The following is a 20812-nucleotide window of genomic DNA, read 5'->3' as shown; positions in this document are numbered from 1 at the left end:
ACTGATATTAGTAGACGGAAAGCCAGACGACTTATCCGTAATGCTTATATTGGGAATTTGGATACCATCCATTCGGCGTTTACCGCATGTTTTGGATACCAACTCTCGGCAAACATTGCCTATTAGCGGCCAAGCAAAAAACAGCGTCCAGCGTCACAAATTGACACGCCGGGCGCGTCAAGACTATCTCTGAGAATTAATCCGGCGCCGCTGCATCGAAAATCAATATTCAAATTCGTGTGAGCAATTGCAATGCGGCGCGCTCGGACATCACCAGCACCAGTTTCATTGCCGCGCGCGTCGCACCGACGAACAGACGCCGCGCCTCTTCCTCGCCAATCGTTTCGAAATCGATTTCCGCCAACACCACCGCCGGCGCCGATTGCCCCTTGAACCGGTGCACGGTATCCGCCAAGAATTCCCCTTGCGAATACCCCGGCCGACCCTCGCCGTCATACGTGCCCTGGAATTTCTTCAGGACGTGGGAACCCAGCTGATCGTAAGAAAGGATGCGCGAGCTGTCTCTTCCCCGGTAGCTCAGCAACGCGATATCCGCGGCGGCAAACCCTGCGTCCAGACACGCCTGCAGGCCTTCCTTCACCTTGTCGGTCAGCTCGGCGCCGTTCGCGTAAATCAGCACCTCCATCTCATGGCCGGCGACGGGCGATGCGGACACCACGCTCACATCATCCGGCACGAGCGCCTGCAACAGCCGGACCACCGATCGCGGACTGCGGAAGTTCCGGTCCGCGCGCAGGCGCGTCCAGCCCGTCAACGACACGGCGTCGTGGCGATACAGCTTCTGCATCGGGTCTTCCAGCCACAGAAGGCGAGCGCCTTCGCGTGCATGCCGCTGAATCAGTTCATACCATTCGGCACGGATGTCCTGACCTTCGTCGACGATGACCGTATCGAACAGGAACTCCTCCGGCACCGTCAACCCTGCGCAGGCCGCGACAAGGCGGTCGAAGGCGGTCGCCGACGTGAAATCCGGCACGGCGCCGGTGTGCCGCATCATGCGTTCACACAGCATGTGGAACGTGCACACCATGCCGCCCGGCGGCGCAATCATGGAGATGTGATCGGCCAGCGGTCTGTTGAAGCACAGATATAGCGGTCTGCGCCCGCCTTCCAGCGTTGCGCGGTATTCGGCCAACGCCAGTTGCGTCTTGCCAGATCCCGCCGTTCCCGTCACATGCAGGCGAAACGGTGTCATGTCGAGCTGCCGCGCCCAATACGCCAGGCCGCTCGATACGCGGGTGACAAGCGCTTTCGCCTGCCCCACCAACGCGCTCGCATCGGTTTCCAGCTGGATCACGTCGCACAGAAAGCGGTCCACCTTCTGACGCAGCGGTGCCGGATCGGCCGCGGGCAGGATCTGCCGGATCACTGAACAAAGATCGTCGCGCTTGCGCGCGTCCACGATACGCTCCGGCACCACGCCCGCTGTCTGGGGAGATCTGCAGAGATAGTCCGGGCAGAAAAGCAAGTGCTCGATCCCGACAAACTCGCCCGGAAGTGTGCGCGTCAGCCGGGTCCGGAAGCTGTTCACCGTGCGCGCCATCTGCACCGGCACCGACTTCAGCTTGCCACCATAGTTCTTGGCCAGCCCGTCAGACGTTTCCTCGAGATCGCCGCACTTCTGCTCGATCAACATCATGTGGCCGGCGCGGTTCACAACGACAAAATCGATTTCGCCGTGAATCGCGTGCACGCATTCGATGTTCGTCCAGTGCACGGCGTGATAGACCGTGTAGTCGTCCGGCAACCCTTGCGCCAGCACGCCAAGCGTCTCAAGCTCCCGGCGCATGCCGCCCACGGCGTCCATGTGCTGCCAACCGTCCGGCACGATCTGCGCCATGTCGCTGTTTCCTTGTTGTGCTCGTGGCGCACAGCGCCGTTAAGTCAGCAGGCGTTTCACCCGGCTCGCCAGCAGCGCGAACACGGAGGCTTTCTGGATCTTCAATGCTTGAGAACCACAGCGGGGACAGTGTGTGGCAATGTCGCGCCCCGCTATCAACACATCACTGGCCGGCACGGACGTCCTGGACCAATCGCATCGAGGACAGACTTGGGTAAACGGTTTAGGGCGGACAGGCATTTGCGATCTTCAAGGTGTTTCTCCATACAAGGCCATCAGCGTCCGCGCTTCCGCAACCATCTCGCCGCGCAGCGCGGCCGGGCCAAGCACCTGAACATTGGGCCCGAACGAACGCAGCCACCAGCGCAGCCGTTTGCTGAGCAGCACGGTGCCTGTGACTTCCAATCCCTCGTTCGTCGTTGTCGCCACCTGGTCATCGGACAGCGGCGATTCCAGCAGATGGTTGCCAGCGCCGTTGAAGAACCGCAGCTCGACCGTGATCGCGCCTTCGACCATGAAGTCGAATTGCCTCTGATCCTTCACGTACTCGGCGAGGCTGAACTCCGCGGGGTAGGTGAACCGCTCCGGCAGCATCTTTGCGCTGACGAGCCGATCCAGCCGGTACATCGCGGGCTTGGGGTAGCCGGGCATTGCGGCAATGAGATAGACCAAGCCGCCCACCTCGACCAACCCTAGCGGGTCGACGACCTTGGACTTCTCCTGATAATCCTTGGAGCGAACGCGATAGACGACATCGAGCTGCTGCTCGTAGAACAGGGCGTGCGTGACGGCGGAAAACAGCACGGGATCGATGGCCGGATGCTGCAGGGCAAAGCCGCCGCTTTCGACCTCGACCTTGTCCACCCATTTCCGGTAGCGGCGCTCGGAGTCGTTCTGCGACGCATCCAGGCGCTTTTCGGCGGTATCGAACAGCGACGCCAGCGACTCGGCCACCAGCGACGGAATCTGGCGCGACGAGAAGCGCTTCAAGGTCTGAAGCGCGAGCGCCTGTTCATAGGTCATCAGGCCGGACGACCGGGACGCCATGCCGTTGGCGCCAGGGCGCTTGCGCCAGAAGAGGGCCGTGCCGCGCTTTTCGCAGTCGACCAACTGCTCGTTTCGCAGCTTCACCAAGGCACGCTGCACGGTCTTGACGGAGACTTCAATACGGAAGGTATTGAGCAGCGCCTTATTTACCTCGGGCGTACTCAAGAACAGGCCGTCTTGTTCGGCGTCCTTCAACACATGAAATACATTGGCGACTAGCGGGGGCATGGCAAACATCTCGCGCTTCGACTTAGTGTTAACGGCAGGGCGACTCGATTTCTTAAACGCACAACGTCAACCCAGCGCCGGCCATTCAAATCCCAACAGCGCATCCACGCGCATCGTGCCGTCCAGCGTCATCGGCGTGACTGCCAGGGTCTGCAGATCGTGCAGGCCTGCCTCGACGATCGTGCGCCGCGTTTCGCTGTCTGGCGCGCCCGCGACCGCGAGCGCGGTCGGCGGCATCAGCGATGCCGACAGCGCGTCGCGCAACACCGAAGAGAACGCCGATGCCGTCCTGTCCACGGCCGTCACGGCCAGGAGGTTGCGCTGGGCAAGTTCGCCTGTGGCTCGCCAGGCCGGCAGCGCCTTGTAGCCGTCCTCGCGGGTCCATTCCAGCACCGCCAGCGCGCGCACCAGGCTTTGCACGGCCACGTCCCACGCGTTGTCGGCCCGCAGGACCCAGACGCCCCTGCGCTCGGCCGGCAACTGGCTGGCGCGTCCCCGGCACAGCGCGAATGCCGGCTGGCCTTGCAGACGCGCCTGACGCATCGCGTCAAGCGGTCCGGACGCATTCCATACCGCGCGTCCGTTGCCCGCCAACTCGGCAAAATCGACAAGATGCAGCGCCAGCGCGCCGGCCGGCGCCGCTTCTGCTGCGTACCAGTCCATGCAGGGCATTGCCTCTGCAAGACGCGCCACAAGCGCCGCCAGTTCCCCCGCGGACACACCCCAACGCTCCAATGCGACCGCCGGCCGCACCAGGACGTCAACGGAACCTTGGCTCGATATCGATTGCGTCACTGTCGCTCCTCTTGAATTGGGAACTGACAGTTTGGGACGCCATCGGGACATTTTCTGTCCGGAGTTCGAATCCAGGCCATATCCGTCGATTTCGCCATCAGACCGTCAGTTGGCGTCCAAGGCCTCGGCGTGCAGAACACGCTTCCAACACGCGCGTTGCGGCGCGCCGGAAGCCGCGTTCCGCGCCACCGCAATGCGCTCTACCGACCGCTTCAATCGACCGTTCCGTTGCTCCAGCAGCCGTATCTGACGCAGATCGTCCCGGCTCTGAACCGCCTGCAGGTAGGCGCGCAGGCCATCGAACGGCGGTGCTGTACCAGGGCGGGTATCCGGCGCGCGCTTATCCATCCTTCTGATCCGCCTCAAGCGCCTGTCGCGGCAGCGCCGGGCGCACCAGGCAACGGAAACGTCACGTTCAAACACACCCCACGCCCGTCGGCGCCTTCCTCCACGGTGACGCGCGCATGGTGCGAGCGGGCGATTCTTGCCACCAGGGCCAAGCCCAATCCGCTGCCGTGGCTCGGCGCGCCCGGGCCGCGGTAGAAGGGGTCGAAGATGCGTTCGCGCAGCGGCCGTGCGATGCCGGGGCCGTTGTCCGACACCGCCAACGTGACGCTGTCGGCCGCCCAATGCAGCGCCACCCGGATCGAACTGCCGTCGCCGCTGTACCGGCCTGCGTTGTCCAGCAGATTGCGGACCAGGATGCCCAGCGCATCGACCTGACCCAGGATCTGGCCCGGGGCGGCATCCACCTTGAGCCGCTGGCCGCGATGGACGAACGATGCCTGCATGTCCCGCAGCACAAAGCCCACGACGGAAGCCAGATTCACCGGCTCGAGCACGATGTCGTTCCTGTCGGTGCGCGCCAGGTCCAGCAGCTGTTCCACGATGCGCGCGCTGCGGCGGGTCGTCTCGGCGATCTTCTGCATCAGCATCTTCGCTTTGACGGGATCGTTGACCCGATACGCCGTGTCCGCGTACACGGCCAGCACCGCCAGCGGCGTGCGCAGCTCGTGGGCGGCGTCGCCGATGAATCGCCGCTCGTTCTCCATGAGCGTCATCACCCGCCGCTGCCGCTCGTTAATGGCGCGTATCAGGGGTCCCACCTCGGCAGGGACGGCGCGTTCATCAACCGTCACGCCGTCGGTCACGCTGGCCTGCGCGATCTCGCGGCCGGCGCGGCCCAGCTTGCGCGTCGAACGGCAGACCACGAACATCGTGACGCTGCCGATCCCGGCAAACATCAGCAGCGTGATGATCAAGCCCAACTCGAACCGGTCGGCAAGCCCCGCATAGAACGCGCGCGTCGGCGTTGCGGCAACGATCTCGAAGCGGGCCGTCTCGTCCAGTCCCGCATAGACGCGCCAGGTGTCGCCGCCGAAGGTGACGCACGAGAACCCGATGGAATTGGCCTGCGCCATCCGCGTCCGGGGTGCGTCCGTCGAGGCCAGCACCAGCCGGTTCGTGACGCGGTCCCACACCTGGATCTCGGTCTTGCCGATGGACTGGCGCAACAGGAAGGCAGGCACCGGCAGATCCCGGCGGATGTCCTGAGTCACCGGCACCATCGCCAGAAAGAACGCGACGCTGTCGACCACCGCGTTCAGCTCATGATCGCGCGCGCCGGACTCCGTCCGCGTCAGGCTGTTCCAGTACAGGCCGAACTGCACCAGCCACGACACCAGCAACGCGCTGAAGATGCCCAGCAGAATCTGCGCGCGCATCGAATTCGTGACCCGGCGCATCAGCCGCCATCCCGGGCCAGGCGATAGCCTTGGCCGTGCACGTTCTCGATGGCGTCCTTGCCCAGCTTGCGCCGCAGGGCATGGATGAACACGGCGATCGTATTGCTCTCGCCGGGACGGCCGGCGCCGTAGAGATGCGCCCGCAGCTCTTCCGTGGACACCAGCCGGTCGGGATGCCTGAGCAGCATCTCCAGCGTGCGGAACTCCTGCTCCGACAGCCGCGTCGGCACGTCGTCGACGAAGGCCTCGCGGCGACCCGGATCCAGCTTGACGTGACGCCAGGCCAGCACCTTGTCGCCCGTCGCGCCGCTGCGCCGGAGCAACGCGCGCATGCGGGCAAACAGCTCCGTGGGCTCGAACGGCTTGATGACGTAATCGTCGGCGCCCAGATCCAGCCCCTTGATGCGGTCGCTCAAGGCGTCCCGCGCGGTGATCAGGATCACCGGCACCGCGTCGCCGCGCCGGCGCACAAAGCGCAGCACGTCCAGGCCCGACCCGCGATGCAGGCCGATATCGAGCAGCACGATCGTGAAGGCATGCGCGAGGAGCAGCACCTTGGCGGCGTCGACTTCCTGCACCAGCGTCACCGCAAAGTCCAGTTCCTCGAGAGCCAGCGTCAATGCGTCCGCGAACATCGCGTCGTCCTCGACCAACAACACCCGCATGTCAGTTCCCCTCCGTGGGCGTTGGCAGCCTCTGCGCGGCGCGGCGTGCTTGCCGCGCGTGCCGCATCATAAAAGGTCCGCCGCCGGCTCAGGCGTGCGCTGGCGCGGCCAGCGCCAGCGGTTCATAGCGCGCACCCGGATGCGCCGCGGCCGTCCGCCGTTCCGTCTTGAAGCGCGCCACCGCCTGCAGCAGCTCCTTCGCCTGCGTGGCCATCGCGCCTGCCGCCGCGGCCGATTCCTCGACCAACGCGGCGTTCTGCTGCGTCATCGTGTCCATCTGGGACACCGCCACGTTCACCTGTTCGATGCCGCTGGTCTGCTCCGCCGAGGCCGAGGCGATTTCCACGGTCACCTCTTTCAACCGCGCCACCGCGTCCAGCACCTTCTGCATCTGGTCGCCCGCCGTGGCCGCCAGCGCCTCGCCGCCTTGCACGGCGCGCTTGGAATTCTCGATCAGGCCCTTGATCTCCTTGGCCGCCGTGGCGCTGCGCTGCGCCAACGCGCGCACTTCGGTGGCCACCACCGCGAAGCCGCGGCCCTGTTCGCCGGCACGCGCGGCTTCCACCGCCGCATTCAGCGCAAGAATGTTCGTCTGGAACGCGATGCTGTCGATCACCGACACGATCTCGCCGACGCGCTCGGCATCGGTGGAGATCGCCCCGATGGCGTCCACCACTTGGCCCACCACGCGGCCCGCTTCACCCGTGAGCTGGCTGCAATCCACGGCAAGGCTGCTGCCGCTGGCCGCGTTGTCCTGGTTCATCCGCACGGTCGAGGTCATTTCCTCGATGCTGGCGGCCGTTTCCTCCAGCGACGCGGCCTGTTCCTCGGTGCGTTGGGAAAGGTCGGCGTTGCCTTCGGCAATCTGGGCGGACGCCGTCGAGATGGACTCCGCCGCGCTGATGATGGTCCCGACCGTCGTCGCGAGCTGCATGCGCATCGTCTCCAGCGAATACATCAGGCTCGACCGGTCGCGTCCGTCCAGCGTGAGCGCCGTCGTGAGATCGCCGCTTGCAATGGCGCCGGCCAGCTTCTGCGCATCGGCAGGCTCGCCGCCAAGCTGACGGAGGATGCTGCGCGTGATCAGCCAGGCCGACAGCACGCCGGCCAGCACGGCGATCGCCATGATCACGACGATTGCATTGCGCAGACGTGCAGACGTCTGCGCGGCCTCTGCGGCCGATTCGTCGCTCAGTTTGGTTTCCAGGTCGGCAAGGGCCATCAGCTGGTCGAGCCAGGCGTCCTGCTTGGCGCGCAGCTCTTCACGCAGGATCCTGGCGGCTTCCTGGGTATTGTTCTGCCGCCCCGCTTCGAGGGCGCGCATGTAGATCGGCGTCGCCTCGTCTTCTGCACGCCGGGCGGCGGCCAACAGGTCGGTTTCCGCGGGCAGCGTGCCGTGGTCCTCGGCAAACATCCGCGTGAGCCGCTCGCTGGCTTCGCGGTAACGCGTGGCCATGTCCTGCGAACGGGTCATCTCGTTCGCCACGGCCTGCGCATCCGTCTGCAGCACGATGTTGCGCACCACGATGGCGCGGCTCTGCACCAGATCCCGCATCTGCAACGCCAGCTTCAACTGCTGGTTGTTCACGTTCACGATGTCGGACATTGACTTGTCCAGCGTCCGCACGGCGTACAGGGACAGGCCCCCAAGCACCAGCAACGCCAGGATAAGCAAGAGGAAACCGATAGCGAGGCGGGACCTCACTTTCATGGCTGCAAGATTCATCATTCGCCTTTGTTGTGATCGACAACCGGCTCATGACTATTCGCGCTTTGGCAGCGCGGGACCCGTTGACAGGGGCCGCGCCGGCTGACGAGCGCGAATATAGCGAGGCAAGAATTAATGAATCGTTAAGCCCCGCCGGGATTAAAAGTTATGCCGCAGCCCCAGCGCAATCGTCTGCGGGCTGCCGCCGGCGGTCACGCCAAGTTCATTGATGGCGAAGTCGTACGCGGCGTTCGAGCGGTTCTTGATCTTCGAGTAATACGCATACACCGACGTGCGCTTGGACAAGGGCTGCTCATAACCGAGCGTGTACTGGACCGCGCCGGTGTTCTCGCCGCTACGGACATAACCCACCTGTTGCGTGGACGGCCCGGTTCCATTGGCGGCGTACCCGACGGAGGCATTCAGGCTGCCGGAGCCCAGCTTCTGCACGAGCGACACGTAGTAACCCTTGCGGCGCAGATCGCCGGTGGCCGTCTGGTAGCGCAGCTGCTCGACGACGAGGTTGATCGTGGTGGACGGGAACGAATACGAAGCACCCAGCTTGATGGCATCGTCGTGCGAGTCGGCCATCTGGTAGTTCTTGTGCAGTTCGTAGGCCGCCACCAGCGCCAGCGGACCTTCCTTGTAGGCCGCGGACCAGGAGAAAAGCTGGGGATTGCGCGGCGTCGTCATGCGCTCCTGCGGCAGGCCCCAGGTGAAGCCCGCGCTCAGGCCATGCCAGTCGGCCGACCGGAAATGCAGCGAGTTCTTCTGGCGCCGGTCGAACGAGCTGGTGTTCTCGACGTTGCCCGAGGTGGAGGCCGAGCCGTTGCCCATCAGCGCCATGTATCCCGCCGTCATCGGATAGTAGGGATCCATCTTCATGGTCGACTCGGTAAAGGCCGTGTGCCAATTGCCCAGGAAGAACGTGCCGTAGGGGGACGCCAGTCCCAGACGCGTGTTCCGGCTGGCGATCTCGCCTTGCCCGGTGTTGAGCGCGATGCCGCTTTCAATCTGGAAGATCGCGGACAGGCCATTGCCCAGGTCCTCTTCGCCGCGCAGGCCGAATACCGAGCGATTGTTCGTCATACGCGAGCCGGATCCGGCATTCTCGCCGCCGCTGATCCACGCGTATTCCAGCGCCGTGTTCAGCCGGCCGTATAGCGTCACGGACGATTGCGCCGACGCGCTGCCGACTGCGCCGCACAGCGCGGCCACCGCGCATCCACCAACCAGAACCCGTTTGCGCGCGTCGCGGCCAACTTTCATCTCATGCTCCTGTGCTTTCCGTGGGAATCCTGCGCGATGAACCCATGGGCACGGGATACGAGCGACCCCGGAACTGCAAGGCAGCACGCAAACGGCAAAACAATACGCGTGCATGCGGCGCCAGCGCCATTCGTCGATGGTATAGGGTCACAACCCTAATGTCGGATTGCGCCCCACTGGCCGCCATGGAAACCTACCCACCACGAAATTAATCGAGGAGAGTGGCATGGCTTCGCGTCGACAAGTCCTGGGAGCGGCATCTTCGCTGGCTTCAGCGTTTGCGCTCAACAGCATGTGGGCGGGCCGGGCGAATGCCGGGTCGCAGTCCCAGACGGGCACGCCGCTGGCGGACGGCCCCCCGGAAGTGATCTTCTACAACGGCCGCTTCACCACGCTGGACCGCGCCAATCCGGAAGCGGGCGCCGTCGCCGTGCAGGCCGGCAAGTTCGTCGCGGTGGGCAGCGACCGGGAAGTCCTGCGCCTGGCGGGATCGAACACCCGGCTGGTGGACCTGAAAAAGAAAAGCGTCCTACCCGGACTCTATGACAACCACACGCACGTCGTGCGCGGCGGCTTGAACTACAACATGGAGCTGCGGTGGGACGGCGTGCGGTCGCTCGCGGACGCGATGGAAATGCTGCGCCGGCAGGTCGCCAATACGCCCGCACCGCAATGGGTGCGCGTGGTGGGCGGGTTCACCGAGCACCAGTTCATTGAAAAGCGCCTGCCGACCATCGAGGAAATCAACGCGGTCGCGCCGGACACGCCCGTGTTCCTGCTGCATCTGTACGACCGCGCGCTGCTGAACGCCGCGGCGCTGCGCGTCGTGGGCTACACCCGGGACACGCCGGACCCCGAAGGCGGCCAGATCATCCGCGACTCAAACGGCAATCCGACGGGCCTGCTGCTGGCCAAGCCCAATGCCACGATCCTGTATTCCACGCTGGCCAAGGGTCCGAAGCTGCCGTTCGACTATCAGCTCAATTCCACGCGCCACTTCATGCGCGAGCTGAACCGGCTGGGCGTCACGGGCGTCATCGATGCGGGCGGCGGTTATCAGAACTATCCGGACGACTACGCCGTGATCCAGAAGCTGGCCGACGACAACCAGTTAACGGTCCGGCTGGCCTACAACCTCTTCACGCAAAAGCCCAAGCACGAGAAGGAAGATTTCCTGAACTGGACGTCTTCGGTGAAGTACAAGCAGGGCGACGACTACTTCCGCCACAACGGCGCGGGCGAAATGCTGGTGTTCTCGGCCGCCGACTTCGAAGACTTCCGCGTCGAACGCCCGGACATGCCGCCGGAAATGGAAGGCGAACTGGAAGAGGTCGTGCGCGTCCTGGTCCAGAACAAGTGGCCGTGGCGCCTGCACGCCACGTACGACGAAACCATCACGCGGGCGCTGGACGTCTTCGAGAAGGTGCATCGCGACACGCCGCTTACCGGCATCAACTGGTTCTTCGATCACGCAGAGACGATCTCGGACAAGTCGATCGACCGGATCGCCGCGCTGGGCGGCGGCATTGCCGTGCAGCACCGCATGGCTTACCAGGGCGAATACTTTGTCGAGCGCTACGGTGCGAAGGCCGCGCAGGCCACGCCCCCGGTCAAGCGCATCCTGAAAAAAGGCGTGAAGACGTCGGCCGGCACGGACGCGACCCGCGTGGCGTCCTACAACCCGTGGATCTCGCTGTCGTGGATGACCACGGGCAAAACCGTGGGCGGCATGCCGCTGTATCCGCATGAAAACCTGCTGGACCGCGAGACGGCCCTGCGCATGTGGACCGAAAACGTCGCGTGGTTCTCCAACGACGAAGGCAAGCGCGGCCGCATCCAGGTGGGCCAGTTCGCCGACCTGATGGTCCCGTCGCAGGACTACTTTGCCGTTGCGGACGAGGAAATCTCCTTCCTGACGTCCGACCTCACCGTGGTGGGCGGGCGCGTCGTCTACGGCGCCGGCGACTTCGCCAAGCTCGACGAGAACGCGCCGCCGCCCGCCATGCCCGACTGGTCCCCCACGCGCCTGTTCGGCGGCTATGCCGCCTGGGGCGACCCCGAAGGCGCGGGACGCAATTCGCTGGACTACAAGCGCTTTGCCGCCGCCTGCGGTTGCGCCACCGCGTGCAACATGCACGGGCATAGCCACGCCAATGCCTGGGCCTCCAGCGTGCCGGCCTCGGACCAGAAGTCGTTCTTCGGCGCGCTGGGTTGCTCGTGCTGGGCCGTGTAAAGGACTGAATCCATGTCGAGCATTTCAACTTCGCTGGCCGGCATCGCGCGTCCCGTTCTCGGCGGCCGCGTTGCCCGTTTTGTCGCCTATTTGGGCCTGTGCGCGGCGTATCTGCAGGGCGGCCTGGTCAAGCTGACTGACTTTCCCGGCGCCATCGCGGAAATGACCCACTTTGGGCTTACGCCCGCGCCGTTCTTCGCCGTGGTCGTGATCGCGCTGGAGATCATCGCCTCGCTCATGATCCTGATCGGATGGCACCGCTGGATCGGCGCGCTGGGGCTGGCGATCTTTACGCTCATCGCCACGTTTGTCGCCCTGCAGTTCTGGGAGATGCCGCCGGGCCAGGCACGCTTTTTCGCCGCCAACTCGTTCTTCGAGCACCTGGGCCTGGTAGGCGGATTCCTGCTGGTGATCTGGCAGGACCTGAACGAACGGCGGTAGTGGTCATGGAACAGACACCCGTATCTCCCCGATTCACCGGCCTCTTGGGCTTTAACGCGGGATACGTCGATACGGCGGGGTTCCTGGCGTTGAATGGCTTGTTCACGGCGCACGTGACCGGCAACTTCGTCACGCTGGGCGCCGCGTTCGTCCACGGCACGACCGGCGCCTTCGCCAAGCTCCTGGCCTTGCCGCTCTTCTGTGCCGTCGTCGTCCTGACGCGCCTGTTCGCATCCAGTCTCGCGGCCGCGGACACGGCCATGTCCAAGCTCATGTGCGCGAAGGTGCTGCTCCTGGCCGCCGCCGCGGCCGTCCTCATCGCCTACGGCCCGTTTCCCGACAGCGACGCCCCCTTTGCCGTGACGGGAGGCATGCTGCTGGTCGCGGCCATGGGCATCCAGAATGCGATCCAGCGCATGCACCTGGGCAGCGCGCCGCCGTCCACGCTGATGACCGGCACCACCACGCAGGTGATGATCGACCTTGCCGACCTCTGCAAGGGCGTCTCGGGCGAGGCCCGCACGGCCGCCATCGGCCGCCTGCGCAAGATGCTGCCCGCCCTGGCGGCCTTTGCGTCCGGCTGCGCCATTGCCGCGCTGCTGTATTGGGCGTCCCTCATGTGGTGTTTCGTCCTGCCGCCTGTCGTCGCCGCGCTGGCCACCCTGGGCATCAAGCGCGTCCCCGATTGACCCTACTTGAGGGGGGACGCGCCATACCTTCGAACAATGTCGAGATGCGAACGTTTCCCATATCCTGACGTTCTCGTTAAAGCCCGCGGCACAGCGGGCGGATGAGGCCTCCTCATGCAGCAAGGCGCTATGCGTCCCCCTCTGATTCAATCTTCCAGGTGATATTCATGTCCCAAGCAAAGCTCGAAGTCCTGACCCCGCAGAACAGCCAGATCATCTTCATCGATCACCAGCCGCAGATGGCGTTCGGCGTGCAGTCGATCGACCGCCAGACGCTGAAGAACAACACCGTCGGACTGGCCAAGGCCGCCAAGGTCTTCGGCGTCCCGACCACCATCACCACCGTCGAAACCGAGTCGTTCTCGGGCTACACCTACCCCGAACTGCTCGACGTGTTCCCGAACCAGAAGGTCCTGGAGCGCACCTCGATGAACTCGTGGGACGACCAGAAGGTGCGTGACGCGCTGGCCGCCAACGGCCGCAAGAAGGTTGTCGTCGCCGGTCTGTGGACCGAAGTCTGCAACACCACCTTCGCCCTGTGCGCAATGCTGGAAGGCGAATACGAGATCTACATGGTTTCCGATGCGTCGGGCGGCACGTCCAAGGAAGCGCATGACATGGCCATGCAACGCATGATCCAGGCCGGCGTCGTGCCGGTCACGTGGCAGCAGGTGCTGCTGGAATGGCAGCGCGACTGGGCCCACCGTGACTCCTACGATGCCGTGATGGAAATCGTGAAGGAACATTCGGGCGCCTACGGCATGGGCGTGGACTACGCCTACACCATGGTGCACAAGGCCAAGCAGCGCACGCAGACCGCCCACGACGCCATCGCGCCTGTCGCGGCGCCCGTCATCGCCCGCTGATGCCTCACGGGCCCGCAGCCGCTCTTGCAGCGGCCGCGGGCCTTTTTGCTTTCTTCCGCAGCCTGCCCCGCCATGACGACCGCCGACACCCGACCCGCCGACCACCCCCCGCCTTCCTCCCCGTTCGCCTACTCCGCCTTCACGGTGATCTGGGTGGCCACCGTGCTGTCGAACATCGGCACCTGGATGCACGACGTGGGCGCGGGCTGGCTCATGACCTCGCTGTCGCCGTCGCCGATGTTCGTGGCGCTGGTGCAGACCGCGGGCGCCTTGCCCGTGTTCCTGCTGTCGCTCCTGGCCGGCGCGCTGGCCGACACGATGGATCGCCGCAAGCTGCTGCTGATGGTGCAGATCGCAATGGGCTTCATCGCGCTGGCGTTGGGCCTGGTGGTCTGGTTTGGCCTGACCACGCCGTGGGTGCTGCTGGGCTTCACGCTGCTGATGGGCATCGGCACGGCGCTGTCGGCGCCCGCGTGGCAGGCCATCGTGCCCAGCCTGGTGCCGCGTCCGTCGCTGCAGCAGGCCATCGCCACCAACAGCGTGGGCATCAACGTCAGCCGTGCGATCGGCCCGGCGCTGGCCGGCGTGCTGATCACCAGCCTGGGCGTGGCGATTCCCTTCTTTGTGAACGCGGTGAGCTTCATCGTGGTGGTGGCCGCACTGATCTGGTGGAAGCCGCCCGCGGCCGCTGAAAAGCGCCTGCCGCGCGAGCAGCTGTTTCACGCGATGCGTGCCGGCCTGCGCTTTGCGCTGCACAGCAAGCCGCTCAAATCCACGCTGGTCCGTGCCGTCGCGTTCTTTCTGTTTGCCAGCGCCTACTGGGCGTTGCTGCCGGTGATCGTGCGTCAGGTGCTGCAGGGCGGCGCCTTGCTCTACGGCATCATCCTGGGCTGCGTCGGAGCGGGTGCGGTGATCGGCGCCATCGTACTGCCGCCGCTGCGCAAGAAGCTGGGTCCGGATCGCAGCGTCATGGCCGGCACGCTGGGCACGGCGCTTACGCTGGTGGTGTTTGCGGTGGTGCCGCATCCCGTGGTCGCCGGCGCGTTCAGCTTTCTGGCGGGCGCGTCGTGGATCATGGTGCTGACCTCGCTCAACGTCTCCGCCCAGGTGGCGCTTCCCGACTGGGTGCGCGCACGCGGGCTGGCGATCTTCGTCACGGTGTTCTTCGGCTCGATGACCGCCGGCAGCATGATCTGGGGACAGACGGCCGTGCGCGCCGGCGTCCCGACGGCCCTGCTGATCGCGGCCGCGGGTTCCATCATTGCGATGCTGCTGACCCGCAAGGCCAAACTGCAATTGGGCGCGGACCTGGACCTGGCGCCGTCGATGCACTGGCCCGAGCCCCTGATCGACCAGCACGTATCGCATGATCGCGGCCCGGTGATGATCACGGTGGAGTATCTGATCGACCCGGCGCGCGGCGCGGACTTCGTGCAGGCCATGCAGCATGCCGGCGCCGAGCGCCGCCGCGATGGGGCCTACGCATGGGGGATCTTCGAAGACGCGGCGCAGCCCGGCCGCTACCTTGAATACTTCCTGGTGACGTCGTGGCTTGAGCATCTGCGCCAGCACGAACGTGTCACGCACGCCGACGAAGACCAGCAGGCGGAAGTGCGCGCCTTCCATATCGGCGACACGCCGCCGCGGGTGTCGCACTTCGTTGCCCCCATCCCGCAATAAGGGGGGCAGGATGAGACCGGCGCTGCCCGCACACACCGTTACAAGAGAAGAATGATTCCTGACTAGAATTGCGCCGACAGGGATTTTGATGCCGCGCGCCGAGAGGCCGCGGCTTAGGTGTGACATGGATAGCGCTCCTCGCTTCGAGGCAGTCAACGGAGCCCGTTTCGAGGTTCTGTGGGTGGATGGCGACCGGGTCTTCGGACGCGGCGCCTCGAAGCTGGCCGTCTGGCTCAGGCCGAACGACAGCTCGGAGTGCGCGCGGCACCTGCTCGAGCAGGAATACGGCCTGCGCGACTACCTGCATCCGGGCTGGGCCGCCGTGCCGACCGAACTGGCGCGCGTCGGCGGCTCCACCGTCCTGTATCTGCAGGATCCTGGCGGACAGCCCCTGGCCACGCACCAATCGCGGGCGATGCCCGCCGCGGCGTTTCTCCGTTTCACCATCGCCGTGGCGCTGTCGCTGGGGAAGATGCACAACGCCGGGCTGATCCATCGGAATCTCAAGCCGGCGCACGTTCTCTTCAACGAACAGACCGGGGCCGCTCACCTGACCGGCTTCTCGTTTTCCACGCCCCTCGGCGCCTACCAGGCGGCGCCCGCCTCGGCCCCGGGCGACATCGTCGGCACACCCGCCTACATGGCCCCCGAACAGTCCGGCCGTTCCGGCCACCGCGCCGACGTGCGCTCGGATCTCTATTCGCTGGGCGTCGTCTTCTACGAAGCCTTGACCGGCGAGCTGCCGTTTCAGGCCGAATCGCCGCTGACGTGGCTGCACAGCCATACGGCACGCATGCCCGTGGCGCCTGCCGAGCGCAACGCCGGCATCTGCGCCGAGCTCTCGGCCATCGTCATGAAGCTGCTCGAGAAATCGGCAGACGAGCGGTATCAGACGGCGGAGGGGCTTGCCGCGGATCTGCAGTGCTGCCTGACCACGCTGACGGCCGGCCCCGACGCCGTGCCGGACTTCGTGCTGGGCCGCTACGACCATCCCGGACGCGTGCGCGTGCCGGCCACGCTGTACGGCCGTGGCACCGAACTGGACATCCTGCTCGGCGCCATGGGCCGGGTGGCGGGATCGGGCCGCGCCGAGGTGGTGCTGATCTCCGGCGAGCCGGGCGTCGGCAAGTCCATCCTCATCGAAGAGCTGCATCGCGTCGTCGGCAGCCAATACACCCTGCTCGCAAAAGGCAAGGGCGACCCCCACAGCCACGCGGGCCCCTATGCCGCGCTGGTCGAAGCGGCAAGAGGCCTGCTCCAGGCCGTGCTTGCCAAGAATGAAAGCGATCTGGACGAGTGGCGGGAAAAACTGCGCGTAGTGGTCTCGGCGGGCGGCGACAGCCTGCTCGCGTTGATCCCTGAACTGGCGATGATCGTGCCGGACGCATCGGGCCTGCTGGCCGAAGGCGACGCCAAGGCGCGGTTGCGCCTGGCCTTTCAGCATCTGTTCTGCGCGTTCTCGTCGCCGGGCCATCCGCTGATCCTGTTCCTGGACGATCTGCAGTCGACCGACGCCGCCACGCTGCGCGTCATCGAACAGCTGGCGCAGACGGGGCTTCAGAATATCCTGGTCGTGGGCGTGTACCGCGCCGAAGACATGACGGCGCGCCACGCGCTGGCCGCCTTCATTGACAGCCTGCGCGCCAACACGATTCCCCTGACCGAGATCGCGCTCAACAACCTGCACGAGCGCGATTCCGCCCGCCTGATCGCCGATGCGCTGCAAAGCAAGTCGCCGTGGATCGATCCGCTCGTCAGCCTGGTGCAGGCCAAGACGGCCGGCAATCCGTGCTTCATGCTCCGCTTCCTGGCCACGCTCACGGCCGAGGGACTGCTGCACTACGACCCGCGCCGCCAGCGGTGGATCTGGGATGCGGACGCCATTCGCGAGCAGGCCTATACCGACAACGTGGTCGGCATCATCATCCAGCAGGTCGAGCGCTTGCCGGCGGACAGCCGCGAAGCCATACAACATATGGCGTGCCTGGGACACGACGCATCGCTGGACAAGCTTGCGGTCGCACTGGACTGGCCGCGACTCGACGTTGCCACCGCGATGCGCGAATGCGAGCGGCAGAGCCTCGTGTTCCGGACCGGCGACGTGTACCGCTTTCCGCACGACCGGGTGCAGGCCGCCAGCTATGCGTTGATCCCCGAACGGCAGCGCGCGGCCACGCACCTGGCGATCGGCCGGCGGCTTGCGCGGGACCTCGAACCGGAGCAACTGAAGGCGCACGCGTTTGAACTGGTCGACCAGTTCAACCGGGCCTGGCAGCTGGTTCACAGCCCGGAAGAGCGCGTCCGGCTTGCCCATCTGAACGCCCTGGCCGGCGCGCTGGCCAAGGACACCGCCGACTATTCCGCGGCCATCCGGTATCTGGAGGCCGCCTCGGCGTTCCTGTCCGACGACGGCAGGCAGCATCAACCCGCGCTGGCCTTCACCATCGAGATCACGCGCGCCGAATGCGAATTCCGCAATGGCGCGGTGGCAAGCGCCAAGCATCGGCTGGCCCGCCTGGGAGAGCGCGACTGGCCCTTGCCGGAACTGGCCCGCGTAACCCAACTGCGCGTCGAAGTGTTCATGGCGCTGGGCGAGCGGCACGAGGCCATCGGCGCCGGGCTGCACTACCTGCGCCGCGCCGGCATCGATTGGACGGACAGCCCTTCCGAAGAGGTCGTATTCAGCGAGTACGCCGAGTTCAACGCGCTGCGGGCCGGCCGCCCCGCGTCCGCGCTGCTCGGCCTGCCCGAAATGAAGGACGCCGAAGCGGAAGGCACGATGGGCGTGCTGACCGCGCTGCTGCCCCCGGCCTGGACGCTCTTTGCGAATCTGCGCGAGCGCGTCATTCTGCGCATGGCCAACCTGAGCCTGCGCCATGGCAATACGGATGCATCCAGCCTGGGATACGCGTGGCTGGGCATGATTCTGGCCGCGCGCACCGGCGACTACGCCGACGGCTACGCCTTCGGCAAGCTGGGCGTCGATCTGGTCCAGCAGCGCGGGCAGGTCCGTTTCAGCGCGCGGGTGTATCAGGTGTTCGGCGGCCAGATCGTGCCATGGTCGCAGCCGGTCAGCCAGGCGCGCGACATGCTGCAAACCGCCTTCGAGCTGGCAAGCCTGCAGGGCGACTGGACCTATGCATCCTTTGCGCTGAACAGCCTGGTCACGCACATGCTGGCCACCGGCGGTCCGCTGAACACCATCCGCGCCGACGCCAGCCGCGGCCTCGCCTTTGCGCGCAAGGCGGGTCTTGAAGTCCTGGACCGATACACGTCGCAGCTCCAGCTAGCAAAGATGCTGCAAGGCCTCACGACGCAATTCGGCGCGCTGGACGACGCCGGTTTCAGCGAGGCCGAATTCGAAAGAAAGATCCAGGCCGAGCCCGGGCGCAACGTCACGGCGTGCTGGCATTACCTGCGCAAGCTCCAGGCCCGCGTGTTCGCGGGTGACTTCACCAGCGCCGTGCGCGCCAGCCAGGACGCGTCGGCGTTCGTCTGGACGTCGCTTGCGTTCATCGAGGAGATGGAATTCCATTTCTACTCCGCGCTGGCGCGCGCCTGGTGTCCCATTGCGGCATGTCCGTCGGAACGCGCCGCGGCGCTGGCCGCCGTGCAGGCGCATCTTGAGAAGCTGCGCCCGTGGGCCGCATCCAGCCCGTCCAACTTCCAGAGCCAGCAGATGCTGATCGACGCCGAAGTCGCGCGGCTCAATGGCGATGTGCTGGACGCGATGCAATGCTACGACGACGCCATCCATTGCGCCAGCGATCACGGCCTCGTGCATGTTGAAGGCCTGGCCAATGAATGCGCCGCGCGCTTCTTCGAGAGCCGCGGCCAGCAGCGCATTGCGCACACGTATCTGCAGCATGCGCGCGCGTGCTATCAGCACTGGGGCGCGTCGGGCAAGGTCAGGCAGATCGACGCCTTGTATCCCACGCTTTTTGTGGACCGCCGCAGCGCCGCGCAGGGCTCCACCATCGAAACGCCCGTGGAAAGCCTGGACCTGGCCACCGTCATCGACATCTCCCGCGCGCTGGCCAGCGCGCTGGACCTGCAGACCTTGCTGGACAAGCTGATGAAGATCGCGCTGGAACAGGCCGGGGCGACGCGGGGCGTGCTCGTCCTGCAAACCGACGGCGAACTGTATGCCCGCGCCATCGCGACCACGTCCGGCGATTCCGTGACGATCAGCCAGCGCGCCCAATCGCTGGACGAAGCCGGCCTGCCGCAGCAGATCGTGAACTACGGTTGGCGGACCGGCGAAACCATCGTGCTCGACGACGCATGGGTGACGGGCGCATTCACCGGCGACCCCTACGTGCGCGCCGCGCGGCTGCCGTCCGTGTTGTGCCTGTCATTGACGACGCAGTCCAAGTCCATCGGCGTGCTGTACCTGGAAAACACCTTGGCGCGCGGCGTATTCGCACCGCACCGGACCGCCGTGCTGCGCCTGCTGGCCTCGCAGGCCGCCATCGCCATCGAACGCGCGCGCCTGTATCGCGACCTGGCGCAACGCGAGGCCCGGATACAGCGGTTGGTGGAAGCAAACATCATCGGCATCTGGTTCTGGAGCACCGGCGGACAGGTGCTGGAAGCTAATGACCTGTTCCTGTCCATGACGGGATACGACCGCGAGGACGTGAGCGCCGGCCGGTTGCGGTGGACGGCGCTGGTGTCACGCAGCGGCGCGGTGTCGCTGGATGAACTCTTGCTGCGCGAAGCCGCCGAGCCGGTCGAGACCGAACTGACCCGCAAGGATGGCCGTCGCGTGCCCGTGCTGCTCGGCTCCGCCCGGTTCGCGGCCGACGACAACCAGGGCGTGTCGTTCGTCCTGGACCTGTCCGAACGCAAGGCTGCGGACGCCAAGATGCAGCAGATCCAATCGGATCTCGCGCACGTCACCCGCATGACCACCGTCAGCTCGATGACGGCGTCCATCGCGCACGATGTCAGCCAGCCGGTGTCAGCCGTCCTGACCGAAGCGCAGGCTGCGCTGAACTGGATTGCGCGCACACCGCCCAACACCGAAGAAGTCGCCGAGTCGCTGCGGCGCATCGTGCGCAGCGGCCAACGCGCCGGCTCGATCATCTCGGGCGTGCGCGCGTTGATCAAGAAGGCGCCCGCGGCTTTTGGGCCGATCGAAATGAACGGGCTTGTGAAGGAAACGCTGACGCTGCTGCGCAGCGAGCTCGATTGCAGCGACGTCGAAGTCATCCTGGATCTGGCCGATGCGCCCCTGCACAGCAGCGGAGACCGCGTCCAGCTTCAGCAGGTCCTGCTCAACCTCTATGTCAACGCGGTCGACGCCATGAAGCATGAGCCGTTCGCGCGGCAACTGACGGTCGTCACCCGGCGCACGTCAGCCGACGACGTGCTGGTCGAGGTGCTGGATACCGGCAGCGGGATCGACGCGGCATCCGTGAAGAAACTGTTCGATCCTTTCTTCACCACCAAGACCAAGGGCCTGGGCATGGGTCTTGCCATCTGCCGCGAGATCATCCAGTTGCATCACGGCCAGATGTGGGCGCGGCCCAATAGCCCGGCGGGCGCGGTGTTCTACTTTTCGCTGCCCGCGCAGGCGTGAG

Annotated in this window: 14 protein-coding genes; 6 read left to right on the top strand and 8 right to left on the bottom strand. The window is 65.6% G+C overall.

Annotation, left to right across the window (positions count from 1 at the left end):
• Positions 1 to 229: 229 nt before the first annotated feature.
• The 8 genes from RT697_RS04075 to RT697_RS04040 all read right to left on the bottom strand — a co-directional run bounded on the left by RT697_RS04075 (position 230) and on the right by RT697_RS04040 (position 9318).
• Positions 230 to 1861: an ATP-binding domain-containing protein gene (locus tag RT697_RS04075; protein ID WP_313697096.1), complete on the bottom strand. Its 1632-nt coding sequence runs from the start codon at positions 1859 to 1861 to the stop codon at positions 230 to 232.
• Positions 1862 to 2110: 249 nt separating this feature from the next.
• Entirely contained in the window at positions 2111 to 3136 is a 1026-nt protein-coding gene (locus RT697_RS04070) for a WYL domain-containing protein (protein WP_313697095.1), read from the bottom strand.
• Positions 3137 to 3202: 66 nt separating this feature from the next.
• A complete protein-coding gene (locus RT697_RS04065) occupies positions 3203 to 3799 on the bottom strand; it encodes a hypothetical protein (RefSeq protein ID WP_313697094.1) in 597 nt (198 codons plus the stop codon).
• A 237-nt stretch (positions 3800 to 4036) separates the two neighbouring features.
• Positions 4037 to 4279, bottom strand: a complete 243-nt coding sequence (locus tag RT697_RS04060; RefSeq protein WP_313697093.1) for a hypothetical protein — start codon at positions 4277 to 4279, stop codon at positions 4037 to 4039.
• A gap of 14 nt (positions 4280 to 4293) precedes the next feature.
• Positions 4294 to 5655 carry an ATP-binding protein gene (locus RT697_RS04055; protein WP_313697092.1) on the bottom strand — a complete coding sequence of 454 codons (1362 nt, stop codon included), beginning with the start codon at positions 5653 to 5655 and terminating at the stop codon, positions 4294 to 4296.
• Positions 5656 to 5675: 20 nt separating this feature from the next.
• Positions 5676 to 6341, bottom strand: a complete 666-nt coding sequence (locus RT697_RS04050) for a response regulator transcription factor (RefSeq protein ID WP_313697091.1) — start codon at positions 6339 to 6341, stop codon at positions 5676 to 5678.
• 88 nt (positions 6342 to 6429) lie between these two features.
• Complete coding sequence (locus RT697_RS04045; RefSeq protein WP_313697090.1) at positions 6430 to 8052, bottom strand: methyl-accepting chemotaxis protein; 1623 nt, start codon at positions 8050 to 8052, stop codon at positions 6430 to 6432.
• Positions 8053 to 8208: 156 nt separating this feature from the next.
• Positions 8209 to 9318 (bottom strand): porin, encoded by a 1110-nt coding sequence (locus RT697_RS04040; protein ID WP_313697089.1) that lies wholly within the window; start codon positions 9316 to 9318, stop codon positions 8209 to 8211.
• Between the two features lie 343 nt (positions 9319 to 9661).
• Between RT697_RS04040 and RT697_RS04035 the strand changes: the two genes are divergently transcribed.
• The 6 genes from RT697_RS04035 to RT697_RS04010 all read left to right on the top strand — a co-directional run bounded on the left by RT697_RS04035 (position 9662) and on the right by RT697_RS04010 (position 20811).
• Entirely contained in the window at positions 9662 to 11551 is a 1890-nt protein-coding gene (locus tag RT697_RS04035) for an amidohydrolase (protein WP_313697106.1), read from the top strand.
• Positions 11552 to 11563: 12 nt separating this feature from the next.
• Positions 11564 to 11992 carry a DoxX family protein gene (locus RT697_RS04030; RefSeq protein WP_313697088.1) on the top strand — a complete coding sequence of 143 codons (429 nt, stop codon included), beginning with the start codon at positions 11564 to 11566 and terminating at the stop codon, positions 11990 to 11992.
• A gap of 5 nt (positions 11993 to 11997) precedes the next feature.
• Positions 11998 to 12681, top strand: coding sequence for a YoaK family protein (locus RT697_RS04025; RefSeq protein WP_313697087.1), 684 nt, complete (start codon positions 11998 to 12000; stop codon positions 12679 to 12681).
• A gap of 167 nt (positions 12682 to 12848) precedes the next feature.
• Complete coding sequence (locus RT697_RS04020; protein ID WP_191576344.1) at positions 12849 to 13547, top strand: hydrolase; 699 nt, start codon at positions 12849 to 12851, stop codon at positions 13545 to 13547.
• Positions 13548 to 13619: 72 nt separating this feature from the next.
• Positions 13620 to 15227 carry an MFS transporter gene (locus tag RT697_RS04015; RefSeq protein ID WP_313697086.1) on the top strand — a complete coding sequence of 536 codons (1608 nt, stop codon included), beginning with the start codon at positions 13620 to 13622 and terminating at the stop codon, positions 15225 to 15227.
• A 124-nt stretch (positions 15228 to 15351) separates the two neighbouring features.
• Positions 15352 to 20811 carry an AAA family ATPase gene (locus tag RT697_RS04010; RefSeq protein WP_313697085.1) on the top strand — a complete coding sequence of 1820 codons (5460 nt, stop codon included), beginning with the start codon at positions 15352 to 15354 and terminating at the stop codon, positions 20809 to 20811.
• Position 20812 lies beyond the last annotated feature (1 nt).

It is taken from the genome of Achromobacter sp., from assembly GCF_032113835.1.
Classification (GTDB): Bacteria; Pseudomonadota; Gammaproteobacteria; order Burkholderiales; family Burkholderiaceae_B; genus Achromobacter.
Note: the sequence above shows the minus strand (reverse complement) of the source record. Positions and strands in the feature narration are given on the sequence as shown.